Origin of the sequence: Thalassotalea sp. LPB0316 (assembly GCF_014898095.1) — a bacterium.
Classification (GTDB): domain Bacteria; phylum Pseudomonadota; class Gammaproteobacteria; order Enterobacterales; family Alteromonadaceae; genus Thalassotalea_G.
In genome coordinates this window covers 649517-670751 of record NZ_CP062946.1, presented here as the reverse complement: position 1 = coordinate 670751, position 21235 = coordinate 649517, and the positions used below count along the sequence as shown (strand labels likewise).

The window sequence follows — 21235 nt, the reverse complement described above, 5'->3', positions numbered from 1 at the left end:
GTTTAGTGGTTTTTATTAACGAGTAATTTACAACAATACGGTTAAATGAAGGTTAAATCAGACTAAACGCTTGGTGCATTTAGCCATAATCGTTAGACTTATAATAAATCATTAAGGATACACAACATGCGATTTATATCTTGGTTGACACTCGCGGCGTTGATGCTAGTCGCCGGCTGCCAGAGTACCGTGGAACAGTCACTTAGCGAATCAGATAAGCTTTCTCAAGTTATTGAAAAATACCATAATTACAATGAGTCTAGTAGTCCGTTAAATCGCAATGAACCCGGTGGAAGCAACGCTGAGTTACCCGATCTATCAGCAGAAAACTTGGCCAAAAACAACCGCCAATTGGCCGCGATTTATCAGTCGTTACTCGAGGTTGATCGCGAGCAACTTGATACCAATGAGCAAATTAATTTCGCTGTCCTGAGTTACCGAATTAAAAATGAATTAGATTTATACACCTTTAAGTCGCATTACACACCATTTACCGCAGAATCGGGTTTTCACGTCTGGATCAGCTGGATCGCATCTTCAACTAAAATGAGCACGTTCCAAGATTATCAAGATTATCTTGCCCGTTTAGCGGCATTGCCAAAATATTTCGATCAGCAAATGGCTTGGATGCAACTCGGGCTTGATCAAGGAATTACCCAACCTAAAGCCGTATTAGCTGGTTATGAACAATCAATTGCCGCATTTATTAAAGAGGACGTTACACAATCTACTTATTACCGTCCATTTAATGACATGCCCAAACACTTCAGTGATGAGCAGCAAGCGGCGTTGCGCACACAAGCTAAAGAGGTCATCAGCAAAGAGGTTTATGCTAGCTATCAAAAGTATTTTGATTTTATGGTCAATAATTATATTCCCAATACTCGTGATAATATTGCAGCTAGCGCTATGCCCAATGGCCTCGCGTTTTACGACAATCGAGTAAAGCACTACACCACCTTAGATATTAGTGCCGAAGAAGTTCACAACATTGGCTTGGCCGAAGTGAAGCGCATTCGTGCTGAGATGCAGAGCATTATTGATCGCGTTGCGTTTGATGGTAGCTTTGCTGATTTCGTAGAGTTTTTACGCACCGACGAGCAGTTTTATGCAAAAACACCGGAAGACTTGTTAAAAGAAGCTTCATTTATCGCCAAGAAAATGGATGCCAAGCTACCGAGTTTATTTAAAACACTACCAAGAACGCCTTATGGCGTTATCGAAGTCCCTGCTAATATTGCGCCTAAATACACAACGGGTCGCTACTCAGGCCCGTCTCGTGATGATCAACCGGGTAATTATTGGGTCAATACGTATCGGTTAGATAGACGACCGTTATATGTTTTAGAGGCGCTTACGCTACATGAAGCCGTACCGGGGCATCATTTGCAAGGCTCAATTGCGCGTGAAATGCAGAACGTCCCTAAATTTCGCAACCAAACTTATATTTCAGCATTTGGCGAAGGTTGGGGATTATATTCAGAGTATTTAGGCATAGAAGCTGGTTTTTACCAAGATCCATACAGTGATTTTGGTCGCTTAACTTATGAAATGTGGCGCGCGGCGCGTTTGGTAGTCGATACGGGCATGCATCAAATGGGTTGGTCACGCCAACGAGCGATCGACTTTCTCGCCAGCAACACGGCATTATCACTACATAATGTCACTACAGAGATCGATCGTTATATTTCTTGGCCCGGTCAGGCGCTTTCATACAAAATCGGTGAGCTGACGATTAAACGCTTGCGAAAAGATGCGGAGCAGCGTTTAGGTCAGCAGTTTGATCTACGAGAATTTCACGATGAAATATTGAAAAATGGTTCGATGCCATTGTCGATGCTTGAGTTGATTATTGAAAACTATATTGCTGACAGGGAAGCTCAGCAAAAATAGTGTTAAGTCATTGTGGGTGCTTTGCATGGCAAAGTGCCTACAGTAACTGCATTACTATGTTTGGTTTTTGGGATGAATATCGTCAGATATTGACGAGAAGAAGCGAAAAGCAAGCTGCAAAGTACCGGAAACATTAGTCCTATCAAAAAAGATAAGCCCCCACTGTATCAAGTTCGGTAGTCCCGCTGTCTTAGGCTATGCCCGTAGACCGGTAACTTTGCGTCTTTGGCTTTCACCAAATTTGCCTTTTCGAGTAACAGTACTCAACCGCCATTATAGTGAATCAAAAGCTAAAGTAAATAGAGCGCTAGCTTTAATTTTAGTGGCTGTGTTAAAGTTGAGAAAATGGTTATATTCATCTTGAACGCAGTGTCAAAGGGGCAAATATTAGTGGTAGGTTGGACAAAGGGGCTTATAGGCCTGATCTTGCTCTGTTGTGCTCAGTTCGTGTTAGCACAGTCGAGTGAAGAAAAAAGTGTTGCCCAAAATACCGAGCTTATCGACGCCTATTACGAAAAAGGAAGCGACTACTTAGCCACAGATAAAGTGGTGGCGCTCGCCCAAAAGGTGATCCGCTCGCGCCGTTTATATCACGGTGATACTATCGCTAAAACCTATGTGTTGCTTGCTGATGTTGCGATAAGTAAAGGCGACATGGAGCAAGCGCGGCAGTTTTCTCTCGACGGTTTAAAGGTCATTTCACTGGATCGAAAAACTCAGTTAGAGCTGTTGTTGAAAGTGGCGCTAGCTAACTACAGCCAAGGTCAATTTGAAAAAGTTAAAACGAAAGCCGATGAAGTTCTTAATTTAGCCACTGAAGAAGATATCAAAAGCCGACTAAAAGCTCATGGTTATAGAGCGGTCTATTTTGCCTTAACTTCACAGTATGAAGAGGCAGTTGCTGAGCTCGAACTGATTAACCGTATTACCCTTCGTTTTCGCAGTTACTCACAACAAATTGAGTTGTTAGAAATTCTCGCTGTTGCCTATCATTATCTCGAAGATTATGACACGGCAGTTAGCATACATTTAAAGGTATTGAAGCTGCGATTTGAACTCAAACAGCTTAAGCGCCTAGGTAACACATATTACTCGTTGGCTTCAGCCTATTGGAAGATGGGGCGTCTAGACGATGCCTATAATGCTTATTGGGAAGCTCGGGTAGAGGCTGAAAAAGTCGAAGCACCCATTCGTTTAGCTTACGCAGAGTTGGGGCTAGGGCTGGTACTATTTGATCAAGGTAGTATGATTGATGCTCAACAGCGTTTACAACGTGCTGAGAGCATTTTTAATGGTCAAAATTTGACTAAGCCGTATTTAACCGCACTGATCAATTTGGCGAAAGTGTCTTTTGAACTATCCGAAGATGATTACGTAAAATCCTTGTTATTACGCGCCGAAAGCCTATCGAAAAATATGGAGCTAACGTCGGATCAAATAGAACTATATCAATTACTTAGCCAGATGTATGCGAATGAGGCGAAATATCAACTAGCGTGGCAGTACCAGCAGAAATACTTAGAGGCATCGGAAAAACACATTGCGTCATTGAATCAATATCGCTTCACTAAGGTTTCTCCCCATGTACCTCAACAGCAAGCAAGGCAAATAGCCCTAGACATAGCTGATAAGACGAAGTTAGAAGCAGAGTATAACCTGCGCTATCAGAAGAAAAATCAACTTATTTTTAGTTTGTCAGTATTTAATGTCTTGCTGGTGGCTTTACTCGTATTGTTATTATTGATGCGCAGGCGGGATAAACACTCACAAGCTTATAAAGAACACGAGTCGCCAGTTGATATATTAGCCAGTAGTACAAAAACCAAGCAGATGTACCAATTAGCGTTTAAAAAAGCCCGTCGTTATGAGTATCCAATTTGTGTCGCGTATATTAAAGTGACAAATTGGAATGACTTATTGTTTCGAACGAATCGCAAAGGCTTAGATGAGGCAAAGCGATCGATTGCCACTGTGGTAAATGAATATATTGATGAGTTTGATTTGGCTGGTGAACTCAATAACAGTGAATATTTGTTAATATTTCCACATCAAACACTCGATGATGTACAAGTAAAAATTAAAGCGTTAACCGAAGCGTTACGCGTGCGATTTTTTGCTAATCTAGGCGATTTTGTGGTCTATTTTAACTACGCGGTCGATTCACCAACGGTGCAAGATATCGAGCCATATATCTTTTTATCGCGACTAACCGATTCAATCAAAGAACAAGAACAATTAAAAACTTAACGTCAAAGGAAAATCATGTTTCTGATCATAGGTATTACCGCTATTTTATTTTTGATTAGCATTTATTTATTTTATCGCGCAGAGCATTTCAAAAAGGAAATAAGCGCCTACAAGCGCGAAGCAAAAATGACTAAACAAGAAAACCTATCGATTGCTAATTCGATGGTACTAGCTGGAACACGTCATCAAGACATGCTCAAAAGAAGGCTGAGTCAATTGCAAGATAAAGTGAGCGATGACGAAAAAATGAAGCATGAGTTATTGGTGATCTCGTATTTACTTAGTCAATATTCTAATGTCTATCGCGAACTATTAAAGGGCGAGCAAACGGTTAGCCAACTGTATAGCAAGTTTTTAGGTGATACGGGTAAGCGCTATTTTTCTGATATAGACGAACACGTTCGCGAGAGTGATGCAAAGATTCGACAAATGTGGGCGAGTAAAGATTTATGTGTTTTTATCAGCTTTATTGAGCTGCAGCTTGAAATCCAAACAAAACAAATGCAAAACCAAAAAACTAAGGAAATAGCTTAGCTAGACAATCGTTTTGCAGTAAGCTCGGGGTCAGGGTTTGTTACCATTGACCCCGTATAACGTTGACTCCACATAACACCATTAATAATGGTTCAAACTGGACTTGTCATGATAAAAACAATCACAAAAATAACGCTAACGCTCATAATCATTTGCCAATCTCTAATACCTCTTCAAGCTGACGAAAATCTGATACATGAACTTTCCTTTTCTATTCGAGAAGCGTTTAGCTTGGATAAAGCAGAACCATTGCCAAGAGTTGAAATTGGGTTTGAAGATTTAAACAATGACGGTTACATAGACGCTTTGGTATCTATTGTTGATCGAAATTATTGCGGTACTGGCGGCTGTTCATTTGCTGTTTTTAAAGGTGAACTATCGGGCTTTTCATTGTTATCTCGTGGCACCATAACAAGCCCGCCAATCTATGTGAAAAACACTTCAACAAATGGTTGGAGAGATCTTATTGTCAATACTGGTGGTGTTGGAGCCGTCAACCTAGAGTACAATGGAACAAAACGCTTTCCAAATCCCTCAATGTCTCCTAAAGCAAGCCCCGAACAAGTATCACGGGCTAAACTTGTGATAGAGCCGTCCTCATTATTACTCACTGCTGGATTCTACGTTGCCATTGCTCCATATTGTCCAAAAAAAGGAGTACAGTGCGATAAGGTTCGTTACTTTGGTCAAAGCTTAAAATCTGGAAATTCGCTAGTATTAATTGGTGAAAAGAAGTTATCTTGTGAAAAAAACGAGGGTTGTAAAGTTAAAGGTTTTGAGTTTGTGAATGGCACGATAACTTATTTTGTCAGTGTAGGAGGTGAGCTGACTGTTTTATCTAACAATGATGAAACTCTAGTGAATCAGGACGGGGAGTGGAAATTTGGCTTGTCTGATTCTTTAAGCACTATATACACCGATCATTAAAGCTACAAAAACGTATTATTGAGCAAGCTAATCCATAGATAAAATGTGATTATGGCTAAATTAGCTAATTTGTTAACTCACGACAGCTGTGAATGTTAGGCAAGAAAAAAGCGCCCAATGAGCGCTTTTTTAAAATCTGATTTGAATATCTGGCGCGGTATTGATTTCGCCATCATCTGAAATCGTTGCGGCATTTCCGTTGCAAAGCAAAACAGCGACGCTTCCTCTATTGCTGTTTCTTATGAATGTTAAATCATAGCCAAATTGCGTTAAGCTGCTCGCAGCAAATTTTTGAGCTAGAGTTAACTTGTCCCACAGAGCAGATTGTTCCGGGCAATATTGGCGCCTCTCTAACAAAACTTCTCTTTCACGTAACGCTTGCATTGCTTACCTCAAATATTTAGTAATCTTATGAGTAAGTTACTTCTTTAACCATAAGTGAGTTCAACATAAACTAGTTTGTCTGCTTATTCAACAATCAGATTGAAAAAAAACCAAAAAGATTGAACAAATACGACCAGTAAGTCAGACATACTGTTAGTATCAATACGTATGCTGTTGTTATACTAGACCACAGATTTTTAAAAATAATTTCACAGAGTGTTTATGAGCCAAGTACTAACAAATTTACTCGACCTATTATCGCTAGAGAAAATTGAAGACGGCCTCTTTCGAGGCCAAAGCCAAGACTTAGGTTTTAAAGCGTTATTTGGTGGCCAAGTTATGGGGCAAGCGCTATCTGCGGCCCAAAATACCGTTGATGCCGATCGTATGGTGCACTCATTACACTCTTACTTTTTATTACCAGGTGACGCCAAAAAGCCAGTGATTTATGACGTAGAAACCATTCGCGATGGCAGAACGGTATCGACACGTCGTGTTAAGGCGATCCAAAATGGCAAGGCGATATTCTATATGACAGCGTCTTTCCAACCATTTTCTGAAGGCTTTGACCATCAAGATGCCATGCCAAAGGTAGAAGGGCCACATGGTATCGCCTCTTTTCAGGATTTCATTGCGGCAAACCAGTCCTTTTTCCCAGATCCAGTGAAAGCCAAGTTTTTAGCAGAAAAGCCGATAGAAATTAGACCGGTACAAATTTACAACTGGGTAAAACCTGAAAAAATGGCGCCTGCCTGTGACATGTGGATCAAAACTAATGGTTCATTACCAGACGACTTAAGAACCCATATGTATATGTTGGCGTATACCTCTGACTATCACTTTTTGCCGACCTCTCTTTATCCGCATAGCGCCTCGCATTGGCATGGCAATATTCAAATTGCCACTATAGATCACGCGATGTGGTTTCACCGCCCGTTTAGGTTTGATGATTGGTTGTTGTATTCAATGGAAAGCCCGTCAGCAAGTAACGGCCGAGGCTTTGTTCGAGGAAAAATCTTTAACCAACAAGGTGAATTGGTTGCTTCGACAGTGCAAGAAGGTGTTATTCGACCTATCTAATGGTTAGTTTGGCCTCTTAATGGCGCTAATTTAGCGCCTAGCCTGCTGCCAATCATAGCCACTGGGCAATTGGAAAATACGCAAATCAAAAATTGGGGCGATGGCGTATAAGTGATCAAAAATATCAGATTGAATGCCTTCATAACTAATCCAGCGCTTGTCTTTACTGAAAAAATATAGCTCTAGTGGAATACCTTTCGCTTCAGCGGGTAATTGCCTCACCATGCAGGTCATCGAGTGATTAACTTGGTCGTGCTGTTTTAAATACAGCGTAATATAGGCGCGAAAAGTACCTATATTGGTGAGTTGTCGTGCATTGATATCGTTTTCTGCGAGATTTTTTTCGGCACTTTCTGCGTTGATGTGAGCAAGCTTTTCTTCGATATATGGCTTTAACAAGGTTAAGTGTTTTAACTGCTCTAGATCGTCTGCTTGATAAAAGCGAATGCTATTGGTGTCGATGGCAATCGTACGTTTGATTCTTCGACCACCTGAAATTTTCATGCCGTGCCAGTTCTTAAACGAGTCTGAAGTGAGCGCATAAGTCGGCACAGTAACAATGGTTTTATCAAAGTTTTGTATTTTAACTGTGGTTAAGCCGATCTCGAGAACATCACCATCAGCGCCATATTTTGGCAGCTCGACCCAATCACCAATGGTGACCATTTTATTAGCCGAGATTTGCATACTGGCAGCAAACCCCTTTATTGTATCTTGAAACACTAACATTAAAGCGGCTGCTATTGCCCCTAAGCCACTGAGTAAGTACAGTGGCGAGCGGTCAACAACAAAAGAGACAGCTAAAATAAGTGCGATTAAATATAAGGTAAGTTTGAGCACTTGAATGATAGGGTTGAGCGGAATATAACGCTCTTGGGCAACTGATTCATAGGTTCGATTAATCACATTTAACAGGGCGCTTATGGTTTTAGCAACCTGAAAACTGATCATACATTTAGCAAATGTCACAACAATGTGTGTGATCGAATGCTCTTGCTGTAAGACTAGCGGCGCGCTCAAAATAATCACAACACTAGGGACGATAGCGGTAAGCCTATCTAAAACCTTTTCTTGGTCAAGTAAATCGTCATAGGTGTTGCGAGATTTGCTAACCGCCTGTTTAATAACAGACTTAATTGGATACTTCGCCACATAGCGAGCAATAATAGCCAAGGTTAGAACAACAAGTAGGCCTGACAGATGTTCAACCCAGCCTACCATTTCGGGGCTTGCGCCATTTGACGACAAAAAGTTTAACCATGTCTCCATTATGCTTGCTCCTTACGGCACTATTAACTTTTTGTTTGTTGCGCCAATAGCTTGAGTTCTTGATCTTTTTCTAACCACAATTGGTTTAACCATTGTTGGAAAGATTGTTTAAAGGCTTTGTCATTAAAGTAGTCACCTGACATTTTTTCGTTAATATCAAAGGTATCAACTTTTACTTTAATACTGTGAACTTGACCTGAAATAAACTGCCAAAAACTTGGGATACCTTTTGGGTAATAAATGGTGACATTAACGACTTTGGTTAAATGTTTGCCCATGGCATCTAAAACGTAAGCGATACCGCCTGCCTTAGGCCGTAACAGGTGTTCAAAAGGCGAGTTCTGTTTATCGTGTTTAGCTTGGGTAAAACGCGTTCCTTCAATAAAGTTCATGATACTCACTGGCTTGTGCTTAAACTTTTCGCAGGCTTTACGGGTTGTTTTGATATCAGAGCCGATGAGGTGAGGGTTGCGTTTTAAAAACGCTTGGCTGTAGCGTTTCATAAATGGGAAATCTAATGCCCACCACGCAATACCAATGACCGGTACGTAAATAAGCTCTTTTTTTAAGAAGAATTTTAAAAATGGAATTTGTCCTAACATGATGCGTTGCAGCACCAAAATATCAACCCAACTCTGGTGGTTACTGATCACCAAATACCAATCGTTAAGCTTTAAGTTACTCAAGCCTTGAACATCGATTTTGGTACCAATAAATAATTTTTGATTCAAAGTGTTCACGGCAACCCAGCTATTTGCCATGGCATCGAGTAAATAACTCATGAGCTTTTGCCACGGTTTTAGTGGGATCAGTAACTTGAAGATTGAGCCAATAAAAATAGGCACAAACCAAAACAGGGTATTAACAACGTAAAGCAAGAATGACAAGCAGCCAATGAGTACTGCTGGCAAAAAACGTAACATAATTCTCTCTTTTTTATTCTTCGAAGTAGGTGTAGCCGTCGATACTCTCACTCAACTCAGTAAGCAGTAGCGTTATCTCGTGCTCTGATACTTTACTGTTTTTAAATCGCTTTTGATAGTTGTCTAGCATGTCACTTTTATTAAAATGTACGGTGCGCAACACATCAGCAGCACTTTCTCCTTTAATATGCTCTTTAATGATAAAGCCTTGCTCGGTCGCTTCAACGTGCACCGAGTCGGTATCGCCAAATAGGTTGTGTAAATCACCTAAAATTTCTTGATAAGCACCGACCATAAACATCGCCATATGATACGGCTTTTCAGGATTAAACTGTGGCGTCGGTAAACTGTTTTCAATACCACCACCGTCAACGTATTGCTTGATCTGACCATCTGAATCACAGGTCATATCTTGAATAATCACACGCTGATCAAGCGGCTTATCTAAATCAGATAGCGGCATAATCGGGAATAATTGATCGATACCCCATGCATCCGGCATGGATTGGAACAATGAAAAGTTACAAAACAGCTTATCGGCAAGTTTTTCGTTAAGTCGATCAAGTAATTCGTGATGCGCTCGCTGCCTTGGGTCAAGCACCTGTTTAATTTTGCCCAAACAGTGGAAATACCATTGCTCGGTATTGGCCCAATCAATCAAAGACAACTGGCCGTGGCTGTATTGTTGGTGTGCGTCGATAAAGGTGTGCTTGGCATCGTGATAAAGCTCAATTGCATTGCGGCGGTTGATTTTCTCGGCAATTGTCGCTAATTGCTGTAACTCTTTAGAGGCGTCTTCAGTAATTGGCGCAGGAGAGCGTTTGCTTAATGATGGCTCACACTCAATTACGTTAGTAATGAGTACCGCGTGATGCGCGGTCATTGCTCGACCTGACTCAGAAATAATATCTGGTTGAGGTAAGCCTAATTGCTGACAAACATCGGCAAAGCCATTAACCACATTTTTCGCATACTCTTCTACTGAGTAGTTCATTGAACAAGCGCTGCGTGACTGACTGCCGTCATAATCAACACCTAAGCCGCCGCCTACATCAACTGTTTTAATATTGACACCAATCGCGTGAAATTGAGCGTAATGTTGAGCACATTCGTTAATCGCATTATAAATATCGCGAATATTGGCCACTTGAGAGCCAATGTGAAAATGCACTAAGTTGAGTAAATCTAAAGCATTGTGTTGCTTTAGCAGGTCAATGGCATCGAGTAACTGGCTGGCGTTTAAACCGAACTTACCTTTTTCTCCGCCGGTATTTTGCCATTTGCCTTTCGCTGCTGAATGCAGTTTGATCCGAATACCTAATGAAGGTAATGGCTGAGCAAAGTCGGCATCGCGCAGGAAGGTTTTTAATTCACTGATCTTTTCGATCACGATGCAAACATCGTGGCCCATTTTGCTGCCAATGCAGGCCAAGCGTAAAAATTCTGAATCCTTATAACCATTACAGATAATTTTTATCGGTTGTGTCGTAACGCCTAAAATTGCCAGTAGTTCTGGTTTACTGCCGGCTTCAAGGCCAACTTTACCGTTGCTATCTTTGAGCAAGTGCTCAACAACACTGTGTTGTTGATTGACCTTAATAGGGTAAACAGCGGTGTATTTACCAGTATAGTTTCTAGCTTCTTTTGCCCGTTTAAAGGCGTTTACTAACTTAGTCACGCGATGTTGTAAAATATCAGTAAACCTGACCAAAACAGGTAAGGTAACCCCTTGGTTTTGCATCGCTTCGACTAACTCAACCATATCAATAGCTGGATATTTGTCGTTAACCGTTGGTTGGGCGATCAGGTGACCATTATCAGCAATGGTAAAGTAGCCTTGGCCCCACTCATCAACGTTGTATGTATCAATGGCTTGTGTTGTTGCCTTTGTCATTGTTCACTCTCAACACACAGAATTGATTAATTTTAATGACAAATCGCTTAAGTTTCAGTATAAATCGCAAAATTTTGAGTAAACTCATAGTGAGTTTGTTAATTGGAAGCTAAAACATGTCAACATTTGACGCTAAAAACTGGTTCACCGAGGTTCACACAGACGTAGAAAGTGCATACTCGTTAAAAATCACTGAGAAACTAGCAGAGCAACAGTCAGATTTTCAAAAAGTAGAAATTTACCAAACCACTCAGTTTGGCAAATTAATGACGATTGATGGTTGCACTATGGTCTCAACTCGTGAGAATTTCTTATATCACGAAATGATGACCCACCCTGCGCTATTCACCCATGAAAACCCAGAAACTGTGGTAATTATTGGTGGTGGTGATTGCGGTACGTTAAAAGAAGTGCTTAAACACCAGGGCGTTAAACAAGCATACCAGATAGATATTGACGAAGTTGTTACACAAATGGCAGAGCAATACTTTCCTGAATTATGCGAGTCAAATAATGACCCAAGAGCAACGATTATGTTTGATGACGGCATCAAGTTTATGAAGGATGCTGCGCCAAATTCAATCGATATCGTGATCGTTGATTCAACCGACCCAATCGGACCTGGTGAAGGATTGTTCAATCACGCATTTTACCAATCTTGTTTAACAGCCTTAAAACCCGGTGGAATTCTCGTTCAACAAAGTGAATCGCCGCTTTATCATTTAGAGTTATTAACCGCAATGCGCCATGCCATGGAAGATGTAGGCTTTGCCGATTTGCAAACGCTAAACTTTCCACAGCCGATTTATCCAAGTGGTTGGTGGAGTTGTACGCTAGCGAGAAAAGATCAAAGTATTGATGGTTTTAGAGAAGATGATGCTAAACAAGCCACTTTTGAAACTCTTTACTACAATGCAGAAATTCATCAAGGCGCCAAAGCATTACCTAACTTTGTTAAAAAGGCGTTTACTCGTCGTAAATAGCTAGGTGAAAAAAACGACATTTTTTGATTTGTATCAATTTATTAATCATAAACCTCAAGGTTAACTCATGAAAAACACCTTTATGGAATGATTATTGATTTAACGTATTAAAAATTGCGTTTTTGTCTAAAAACAAAGCAAAAAGTTCATTGCTTATCAGGTTAATTAAGTTCATGCTAAAGATGGAACTGATTAAGGAAGGAACAATGAACTTTAACCGTGTTGTTATCAAAGTGGGCAGTGCCTTAGTTGCACCTCAAGGTCATGGCTGCAGTGGCCAGCATTTATTGAGTATTGCCCGTTTTATTACCCAGTGTCATCTCGCTGGTAAAGAAGTTATTTTAGTGTCATCAGGCAGTGTTGCCGCTGGCCGCCAATTAATTCAACACGGCTCACCCAACCCCTCCATCCCCGCTAAACAAGCCATGGCAGCGGTAGGGCAAATGAAAATGATGGCCAATTGGCAGCGCTTTTTTGATGTACCGTGCTCACAGCTACTGATCACCCATGGTGATTTAAAAGATCGCAAGCGCTATATCAATATCCGCAATACTTTGCGTATTTTGCTAGAAAATAAAATTATCCCGATCGTTAACGAAAACGATACTGTCGCAACTGATGAGCTCAAAGTCGGTGATAATGACAACTTGGCGGCGCTCGTTGCTATGGTCAGTGAGGCAGATTGCCTATTAATTTTAAGCGATGTCGATGGCGTTTATGATCAAGACCCGCGAACGAATCCACAAGCTAAAAAGCTGAAGGTGATCAATCAGATCACGCCAGCAATCTATGCGATGGCTGGCGGTAGCCAAAATCATATTGCCACTGGTGGCATGAAAACTAAAATTCAAGCCGCCGAAAAAGCCGTAGATAACGGTATTGCTACGTTTATTGTTGATGGTGCTCAGCCTGAAGCGTTTGACCAGCTATTGCGTGGCGAAAATCCCGGCACTTTATTTACACCGCAAGATAGCGTGACTAAAGCGAAAAAGCACTGGCTTAAACATACCTTAAAAAGTGCTGGTCAACTCGTACTTGATGCCGGCGCTAGTAAAGCGTTGACTACCAAGGGCGCAAGTTTATTAGCGTCAGGGATCGTCCAAGTTAACGGCCAGTTTGACGTTGGTGATTCAATAGAAATGCGCTGCCAAACCAGTGAACAGATTATTGCCAAAGGTATTAGTCAATACAACAGTCGCGATCTCAATAAAATTAAAGGTCAACACAGTGACTCATTTGAAAAGCTTTTGGGTTTTTGTCCGAGCAAAGTGATTGTTCATCGCGACGATTTGGTTTTAATCAATGCTCAACACAAGGAATAGACGATGCAAAGTGCTAACGAATTTGATATGAAACTCGCTGCGCAAGCAGCAAAACAAGCCAGTTTAACGATAGCTCAGTGCACCGCGACTGAGAAAAATGATTTATTGCGCACTATTGCCGATACCATTGAGCAAAGCATTGATGATATTTTATTAGCCAATACTAAAGATATTGAAGCGGGGCGAGCAAAAGGCTTAACAGAAGCTATGCTCGATCGCTTATTGTTGACCGAGCAACGGATCGTCGATATCGCTGAGGCCATTCGAGAAATTATTAGTTTGCCCGATCCCGTCGGCACGATCGACCAAACAACTTTACGTCCTAATGGTTTACAAGTCGGCAAAATGCGTATCCCGTTGGGTGTTATTGCGATGATTTACGAGGCTCGACCTAACGTGACGGCAGAAGCTGCTGCTTTGTGTATTAAATCGGGTAACGGGGTTATTTTGCGTGGCGGCAGCGAGGCGATTCACAGTAATCTGGCACTTGCAAAGTGTATACACCAAGCGCTTGTCGCTCATCTACTGCCAACGGCAATTGCTACCGTGATCCCGGATACATCACGCCAAATGATAGAACAGTTACTCACCATGCGAGAGTATATCGATTTAGTGATACCCCGCGGTGGTGAAGGCTTAATTACTATGGTGACAGAGAAAAGCCAAATTCCGGTGATCCAGCATTTTAAGGGCGTTTGTCATCTGTTTATCGATAAATTTGCCAACTTAGATAAAGCGTTAGCGATTTTGGTTAATGGCAAAACACAGCGCCCTAGTGCCTGTAATGCCATAGAAACGCTACTCGTTCACCAAGATATTGCCAGTCAATTTTTACCTCAGGCACAGCAAGCACTCGCTCAATTTAAGGTAAAAATTCATGCCTGTGAGTTAGCACTGCCTTATTTTAATAATGCAGAGTTAGCTGATGAAAGTGATTTTCAGGCAGAATACTTGGCGCAGGAAATCGCCATTAAAGTGGTTGATAGTTTTAGTGCTGCCATTGACCATATTAATCGCTACACCTCAGATCATACCGAAGTGATTGTCAGCCAAGATACGTCGCGAACGCAGCAATTTATTCGCCAAATTAACTCGTCTGTTGTCATGGTTAATGCCTCATCGCGCTTTTCAGATGGTGGTGAGCTTGGCTTAGGCTCGGAAATTGGCATTTCAACGAGTAAACTACATGCTTATGGCCCGATGGGGTTAGCAGCATTAACCACGCAGAAGTTTGTTGTTATTGGTGACGGCCAAGTCCGATAGAAAATATTAAAATTGTGGTAATAAAAAAGCGGTACGAGGTGCAACTCGTACCGCTTTTTAACTGAATCTACCCGACAACTTTACTTGGTAATTTCAGTCAGCGAGCACCTGTTTCAATCGAGCTATAAGCTATCACTTACAATGCGCTTCATATCGGTCATGTAACCGCGCAGCTCTTTACCGATGATTTCAACGCTGTGATTGCGAATGGCGTCATTGACTTCGATTAAGCGTTGATTATCAACTTGGTTTGACGGATCAGCTAAACCTTGTCCTAAATCTTCTAACGAAAGTTTACTAACAAAATCAGATAGTAATGGTACAGCCGCATGGCTAAATAAATAGTTACCGTATTCGGCAGTATCTGAAATAACCACGTTCATTTCATATAATTTGTTACGCGCGATACAGTTGGCAATTAACGGTGTTTCGTGTAACGACTCGTAATAAGCTGACTCTTCAATAATGCCGGCCGCAACCATCGACTCAAAGGCCAATTCTACACCTGCTTTGATCATCGCGACTAAGAAAATCCCTTTGTCGTAAAACTCTTGCTCGGTGATTTCGGTGTCGCAATCAGGGGCTAATTCAAATGATGTTTCAGCCGTTTGTGCACGCCAAGTTAATAGGTTGGCATCATCGTTTGCCCAATCTTCCATCATGGTGGTTGAGAATGTGCCATCGATAATATCGTCCATGTGTTTTTCAAACAACGGGCGTAAAATATCTTTTAACTCATCCGCCATGTCGTAGGCTTTGATTTTCGCTGGGTTCGACAGTCTATCCATCATATTGGTGATACCGCCGTGTTTTAACCCTTCGGTAACCGTTTCCCAACCGTATTGAATCAATTTACGGGCATAGCCTGCTTCAACGCCATTAGCGACTAACTGCTGATGACCTAAAATCGCGCCGGTTTGTAACATGCCACATAAAATGGTTTGCTCACCCATTAGGTCAGATTTTACTTCCGCAATAAATGATGACTCTAGAACACCAGCGCGATCACCACCAGTGGCGCTTGCGTAGGCTTTGGCAATGGCTAAACCGTCGCCATTTGGATCGTTTTCAGGGTGCACAGCAATTAAGGTGGGTACCCCAAAACCGCGTTTGTATTCTTCGCGTACTTCGGTACCCGGGCACTTAGGCGCAACCATTATCACGGTGATATCTGGACGAACCTGCATGCCTTCTTCAACAATGTTAAAACCGTGCGAGTATGACAAGGTCGCGCCGTGTTTCATCAGTGGCATTACTGCGCTTACCGCCGAGGTATGCTGTTTATCTGGCGTTAGGTTTAAGACTAAATCGGCTTGTGGGATCAATTCTTCATAAGTACCAACGGTAAAACCGTGCTCGGTTGCCCATTGATATGATTGGCGTTTTTCAGCAATCGCCGCTTCGCGCAGTGCGTAGGAGATCTGTAAACCAGAATCACGCATATTTAACCCTTGATTGAGGCCTTGGGCACCACAACCGACAATCACAATATTCCAATCTTTGATGTAATTACAACCGTCTTGAAACTCTTCGCGCTTCATAAAACGACACTTGCCCAATTGCGCTAATTGCTCTCTTAGGCTTAAGGTATTGAAATAATTTGCCATGTGACTACTCTCCAGAAAAACGTATTGAGGCAAGCCTAATACAAAAATCATATTGCTTAAATTGATATATTTGCATTATTATGTTGCAAAATTTGCAATAAAGGTTGAGGTATGGACGCCAAAGCACTGGCGATGTTTGCTCACTTAGCGCAGAGCTTACACTTTGGTAAAACAGCTGAAGCGTTTTATGTTAGCCCGTCGACGTTAAGCCGAGTGGTACAGCGCTTAGAAGATGAGCTCGGTTGTAAGTTATTACACCGCGATAATCGCAATGTTGTGTTAACGCAAGCAGGCGAAAAACTGCAAGACTACGCCTTGTTGCAACAAAGCCAGTTAGAAGGGTTAAAACTCGACTTAGCGAAACAGCAAGTACAACTCACCGGTAAATTACATATTTACTGTTCTGTTACTGCCGCATACAGTCACTTACCCGATTTGCTTGATCGCTTTCGCCAGCAACATCCCATGGTCGAAATTATGCTCTCCACGGGTGATGCCGCCGATGCGGTTAGCCAAATTCAGCAGCAAAGCGTTGATATCGCCATTGCTGCCAAACCCGATGAATTATCGAGTAGTTTTTACTTTCACCACTTGAGCGAGATTGAACTGCAGCTGATTGCCCCAGCGATGGTTTGCCCAGTAGAGCAGTTGGTTAGTCGCAGTCATATTGATTGGGCTAAGGTGCCAATCATCTTGCCAGAGCAAGGCTTGGCACGTACGCGTTTTGAAAAGTGGTTTCGTCAATTACATTACGGCAAGCCATCGATTTACGCCAATGTTTCTGGCCACGAAGCGATTGTTTCTATGGTGGCGTTAGGCTGTGGTGTAGGTATTGCCCCGCAGGTAGTGACCGAGTTAAGCCCATTAAAAAACCGCGTGAAAGTATTAGATATCAAAACGGATATCAAACCGTTTGATCTTGGTGTTTGTTGTTTAAATATCAAAAAACAGCAACCCTTAGTGAAAGCCTTTTTCGACGCTATCAATACGCCATAGACTCGGTTAAATGGCGTAATATTCTATCCATTGCACGATAGGAAAGCGCTTCAACTAAGTGGTTGTTGGCGATCTCTTTTTGACCTGACATATCTGCCAAGGTACGAGCAATCTTGAGAATTTTGTGATGTGCTCGAGTCGATAACCCTAACTTTTCAACGGCGAGCTCTAAAAACTCATTATCGTCGTGACTCAAATAACAATAGTGTTTGATTTGCCCGCTACTCATCTGTGCATTGGCACAGCCTTGACGAGCTAATTGAATGTCGCGACATTGTGCAACGCGTTGTTTGATCTGAGCACTGCATTCCCCTTCGTTTTGCTCATTCGCCCACATGCCGCGTGGCAACCTAGCCACTTCAATTTGAATATCAATCCGATCTAAAAACGGCCCAGATAACCGGCTTAAATATTTTAAGATTTGCTCAGGGGTTGAGCGATTATCATTATAAAACCCTGTCGGGCTCGGATTCATAGCCGCTACCAACTGAAAGTTCGCCGGAAATGTCAGTTTTTGGCTAGCGCGAGAAATGGTCACTTCATTTGATTCCATCGGCTCCCGCAGCACGTCTAGTACTTTGCGATCAAATTCTGGCAGCTCGTCTAGAAACAATACGCCGTTGTGGGCTAATGACACTTCACCGGGTTTAGGCTGACTGCCGCCACCAATTAATGCCGCTGATGACGCGGTGTGATGTGGCGCGCGAAAAGGTCGGGTATACCAATTGCTCTCGTCAATGGTTTGTTGAGAAATTGAAGCCAGCGCCGATACTTCTAATGCTTCTTGCTCAGTCATGGTCGGTAAAATACCGGGTAGTCGGCTAGCAAGCATGGTTTTTCCTGTGCCTGGCGGGCCAATAAACAGTAGGTTATGGCCACCACTTGCAGCTATTTCTAATGCGCGTTTGGCGTGAGGCTGACCAACAACATCGGCCATATCGAGCAGCTCCAAGGTGGTGCTCGACGGCTCTGTTTGCGGTGGGCATTCCATCAACGGCAGTGTTTGTTGTTTGGCAAAATGGCTAAATAACTGAGTTAAATGGCCAAGGCCGAGTACTTTTGCCGATTTAACATGGCTCGCTTTTTGTGCGCTCGTTAATGGCATCACTAAGGTGCGATTTTCTCGAGCACAAGCCATCGCCATCGGTATATCGCCAATTATTGGTCGTAGTTCACCCGATAACGCGAGTTCACCAGCAAATTCATATTGCTCAATTTCAGTGTTCGGCAATTGTTGTGAGGCAAGTAAAATCCCAATGGCAATAGGTAAGTCATAGCGACCACCTTCTTTGGGCAGGTCGGCAGGTGCTAAATTTATCGTTATCCGCTTAGCTGGAAATTCAAAGCCACAATTTAAAATGGCACTGCGTACCCGATCTTTTGATTCTTTGACTGAGGTTTCAGGTAAACCAACGATGTGAAAGGCAGGCAAGCCATTGGCAATGTGCACTTCAACAGTTACTTGCGGTGCTTCAAGTCCTAAACGAGCACGGCTATAGACACAGGCTAAAGACATAATAATTCCATTTAATAAATATCTTGAACGTTATTAGTGTAGTTAAGCTCTTTATTTTTTGCTTAATAACTAATCGTTTTTAATCGCGAGAAAAAAGTTTAACAAAAAACAAAAAATCACTTGCGCGATGAATTAGAGCTATGGTACTAATTTAAAAAAGACAGCTATTAAAATAAATTTTCATAATTTTTAAATAAATATGCATAAGTTAAACGCAATTATTATTAACATTATCCTCGTCGTGGTGATTATTATTTCGCCGCGGGAGTGTTTGTTGCGTTAAAAAATTTATTTTTACAACAAACCCCCGCTCCGAAAGGACCGGGGGTTTTGTTTTTTTAGGGCAAAAATTTACCAAGCTAGCTACCAAGCTTTTACTTAACAACGACAGAGGAAAGAAATGTACTAAGTTACAGGATTGATGATTAACTTTTTGCATATTCTTAAATACACACATGGCAAGTGAACAAACGACAACTGGCGCAGCATTACTCTTTAAAGTGCTAGAGCAACACAATGTAAAACACGTTTTTGGCTATCCCGGCGGTGCCATCATGCCAATTTACGATGCGCTTTATGATAGTGATGTAGAGCATTTTCTCTGCCGTCATGAGCAAGGCGCTGCGTTTTCAGCAATTGGTTACGCCAGAGCGTCTGAGCAAGTGGGTGTCTGCTTTGCCACCTCAGGCCCTGGGGCTACTAACCTCATTACGGGGTTAGCCGATGCACTAGCTGACTCCATCCCAATTGTTGCTATCACAGGTCAGGTTGCAACAGCGGCAATGGGTTCAGACGCCTTCCAAGAAATTGATGTTTTTGGTTTGTCGTTAGCTTGTACCAAACACTCGTTTCAAGTCACCGATGTTAATGATTTAGAAAAAGTACTTCATCGCGCTTTTGCCATCGCGCTAGAAGGGCGTCAAGGGCCGGTTTTGGTTGATATTCCCAAAGATGTTCAGATTGCCATGGTCGAGGAAAAACCCGGTAATTACTCGCATTTAAAAAACAAAGTCAAATTACCTCCAGCCAATGTCGGTGGTGCACTTGCACTGATGAGCAAGGCTAAAAGACCCGTGTTATATGTCGGTGGCGGCGTTGGTATGGCACAAGCTATAGATGAACTGCGCAGTTTTGCCGCAACCACAGGTATGCCGAGTGTTTCTACCTTGAAAGGACTTGGTGCAATTGACCCTAACGATCCGAACTACATGGGGATGTTAGGCATGCACGGCACAAAAGCCGCTAATCTAGCAGTACAAGAATGCGACTTACTCGTTGCCGTTGGTGCGCGATTTGATGATCGGGTTACCGGCAAGCTAGCGGAATTTGCCCCCCATGCCAAGGTGATCCACTTTGATATCGACACCGCTGAAATCGATAAACGCCGCAAAGCGGATGTCCCTGTTTTAGGTGATCTTAAAGTGAATTTACCGGCGCTAGAAGTGCCATTGGCGATCACCGAATGGCAAGCTTGCTGTCGTCAAATGCAAGCTGATTTTGGTTGGCGCTATGATCACCCAGGTGAGAATATCTTCGCGCCAGCGGTATTAAACGAAATCAGCTCACGCATGCCGAAAAATACTTGTGTCACTACTGATGTTGGTCAGCATCAAATGTGGGCTGCCCAACACATGAAATTTTCCGATCCAACGAATTTTTTAACCAGTGGTGGTATGGGTACGATGGGCTTTGGTTTGCCAGCGGCGATCGGCGCGCAAGTGAGCCGCCCATACGATTGTGTTATCGCGGTATCAGGTGATGGCTCGATCATGATGAATGTGCAAGAGCTAGCAACCATTAAGCGTTTTCAACTACCGGTTAAAATCGTCTTAATCGATAATTCAAAATTGGGCATGGTACGCCAATGGCAAGATTTATTCTTCAATGGTCGATTAAGTGAAACCGATTTATCAGATAACCCCGATTTTTTAATGCTTGCTCAAGCCTTTGATATTAAAGCACGCAAAATAGAGAAAAAGCACGAAGTGATTGACGCTATCGAAGAAATGCTCGATCACGATGGCCCTTATCTATTACAAGTAAAAATTGATGCCAAAGACAATGTTTGGCCATTAGTGCCGCCAGAAACGGCCAATGACAAAATGATGGAGAGTACCTAATGAATCGTTATCAATTAAACATCACGGCCGATGATAAACAAGTGGTACTCGAGCGAATTTTACAAGTTGCTCGCTACCGCGGTTTTCTCATTAACGGCATCAACGCGCGGGTTAACACTGAGAATAATATCGGTATTATCGAGCTATTGGTCAGTAGTGAGCGACCCATTGAGCTGTTGATAGATCAAATTAATAAACTCATCGACATCAAGAGTGTCACGGTAGACAATACAGCCATGCAATTAGCAAGTGCATAATACACGCATAATTAACAAGA

17 protein-coding genes and 1 riboswitch are annotated in these 21235 nt (G+C 42.2%); of the genes, 11 read left to right on the top strand and 6 right to left on the bottom strand.

The window, feature by feature from the left end; genetic code table 11:
- Positions 1-126: 126 nt before the first annotated feature.
- The 4 genes from LP316_RS02990 to LP316_RS02975 all read left to right on the top strand — a co-directional run bounded on the left by LP316_RS02990 (position 127) and on the right by LP316_RS02975 (position 5601).
- Positions 127-1893: a DUF885 domain-containing protein gene (locus LP316_RS02990; RefSeq protein ID WP_193022611.1), complete on the top strand. Its 1767-nt coding sequence runs from the start codon at positions 127-129 to the stop codon at positions 1891-1893.
- 172 nt (positions 1894-2065) lie between these two features.
- A riboswitch (cyclic di-GMP riboswitch) is annotated at positions 2066-2149 on the bottom strand.
- Positions 2150-2238: 89 nt separating this feature from the next.
- Positions 2239-4140: a tetratricopeptide repeat protein gene (locus LP316_RS02985; RefSeq protein ID WP_193022610.1), complete on the top strand. Its 1902-nt coding sequence runs from the start codon at positions 2239-2241 to the stop codon at positions 4138-4140.
- A gap of 15 nt (positions 4141-4155) precedes the next feature.
- Positions 4156-4674: a hypothetical protein gene (locus LP316_RS02980; protein ID WP_193022609.1), complete on the top strand. Its 519-nt coding sequence runs from the start codon at positions 4156-4158 to the stop codon at positions 4672-4674.
- Positions 4675-4782: 108 nt separating this feature from the next.
- Positions 4783-5601: a hypothetical protein gene (locus LP316_RS02975; protein ID WP_193022608.1), complete on the top strand. Its 819-nt coding sequence runs from the start codon at positions 4783-4785 to the stop codon at positions 5599-5601.
- 129 nt (positions 5602-5730) lie between these two features.
- On the opposite strand, the gene LP316_RS02970 is transcribed toward LP316_RS02975, so the two are convergent.
- Entirely contained in the window at positions 5731-5985 is a 255-nt protein-coding gene (locus tag LP316_RS02970) for a hypothetical protein (RefSeq protein WP_193022607.1), read from the bottom strand.
- Between the two features lie 222 nt (positions 5986-6207).
- Between LP316_RS02970 and tesB the strand changes: the two genes are divergently transcribed.
- Positions 6208-7065, top strand: a complete 858-nt coding sequence (gene tesB / locus LP316_RS02965; protein ID WP_193022606.1) for an acyl-CoA thioesterase II — start codon at positions 6208-6210, stop codon at positions 7063-7065.
- Between the two features lie 30 nt (positions 7066-7095).
- Here the strand turns inward: tesB and LP316_RS02960 are convergent, their stop codons facing one another.
- The 3 genes from LP316_RS02960 to speA are packed head-to-tail and all read right to left on the bottom strand — an operon-like array spanning position 7096 to position 11151.
- Positions 7096-8334, bottom strand: coding sequence for a mechanosensitive ion channel family protein (locus LP316_RS02960; RefSeq protein ID WP_193022605.1), 1239 nt, complete (start codon positions 8332-8334; stop codon positions 7096-7098).
- Positions 8335-8357: 23 nt separating this feature from the next.
- A complete protein-coding gene (locus LP316_RS02955; protein WP_193022604.1) occupies positions 8358-9257 on the bottom strand; it encodes an acyltransferase in 900 nt (299 codons plus the stop codon).
- Positions 9258-9270: 13 nt separating this feature from the next.
- Complete coding sequence (speA, locus tag LP316_RS02950) at positions 9271-11151, bottom strand: biosynthetic arginine decarboxylase (protein ID WP_193022603.1); 1881 nt, start codon at positions 11149-11151, stop codon at positions 9271-9273.
- A 116-nt stretch (positions 11152-11267) separates the two neighbouring features.
- Between speA and speE the strand changes: the two genes are divergently transcribed.
- From speE to LP316_RS02935, 3 genes are all read left to right on the top strand, one after another.
- Complete coding sequence (speE, locus tag LP316_RS02945; protein WP_193022602.1) at positions 11268-12134, top strand: polyamine aminopropyltransferase; 867 nt, start codon at positions 11268-11270, stop codon at positions 12132-12134.
- 206 nt (positions 12135-12340) lie between these two features.
- Positions 12341-13456, top strand: coding sequence for a glutamate 5-kinase (gene proB, locus LP316_RS02940; RefSeq protein WP_193022601.1), 1116 nt, complete (start codon positions 12341-12343; stop codon positions 13454-13456).
- Between the two features lie 3 nt (positions 13457-13459).
- Positions 13460-14719, top strand: a complete 1260-nt coding sequence (locus LP316_RS02935; protein ID WP_193022600.1) for a glutamate-5-semialdehyde dehydrogenase — start codon at positions 13460-13462, stop codon at positions 14717-14719.
- A gap of 122 nt (positions 14720-14841) precedes the next feature.
- Here the strand turns inward: LP316_RS02935 and ilvC are convergent, their stop codons facing one another.
- Positions 14842-16326 carry a ketol-acid reductoisomerase gene (gene ilvC / locus LP316_RS02930; protein ID WP_193022599.1) on the bottom strand — a complete coding sequence of 495 codons (1485 nt, stop codon included), beginning with the start codon at positions 16324-16326 and terminating at the stop codon, positions 14842-14844.
- Positions 16327-16437: 111 nt separating this feature from the next.
- On the opposite strand from ilvC, the gene ilvY reads away from it, so the two are divergent.
- Positions 16438-17322 carry an HTH-type transcriptional activator IlvY gene (ilvY, locus tag LP316_RS02925; protein WP_193022598.1) on the top strand — a complete coding sequence of 295 codons (885 nt, stop codon included), beginning with the start codon at positions 16438-16440 and terminating at the stop codon, positions 17320-17322.
- Here ilvY and LP316_RS02920 read toward each other — a convergent pair.
- Positions 17309-18838, bottom strand: coding sequence for a YifB family Mg chelatase-like AAA ATPase (locus LP316_RS02920; RefSeq protein ID WP_193022597.1), 1530 nt, complete (start codon positions 18836-18838; stop codon positions 17309-17311). The genes ilvY and LP316_RS02920 overlap by 14 nt on opposite strands.
- A gap of 455 nt (positions 18839-19293) precedes the next feature.
- On the opposite strand from LP316_RS02920, the gene ilvG reads away from it, so the two are divergent.
- Together ilvG and ilvM are read left to right on the top strand one after the other, a co-directional pair.
- Positions 19294-20958, top strand: a complete 1665-nt coding sequence (ilvG, locus tag LP316_RS02915) for an acetolactate synthase 2 catalytic subunit (RefSeq protein WP_193022596.1) — start codon at positions 19294-19296, stop codon at positions 20956-20958.
- Positions 20958-21215, top strand: a complete 258-nt coding sequence (gene ilvM / locus LP316_RS02910) for an acetolactate synthase 2 small subunit (RefSeq protein WP_193022595.1) — start codon at positions 20958-20960, stop codon at positions 21213-21215. The genes ilvG and ilvM overlap by 1 nt, the downstream gene beginning before the upstream one ends.
- Positions 21216-21235 lie beyond the last annotated feature (20 nt).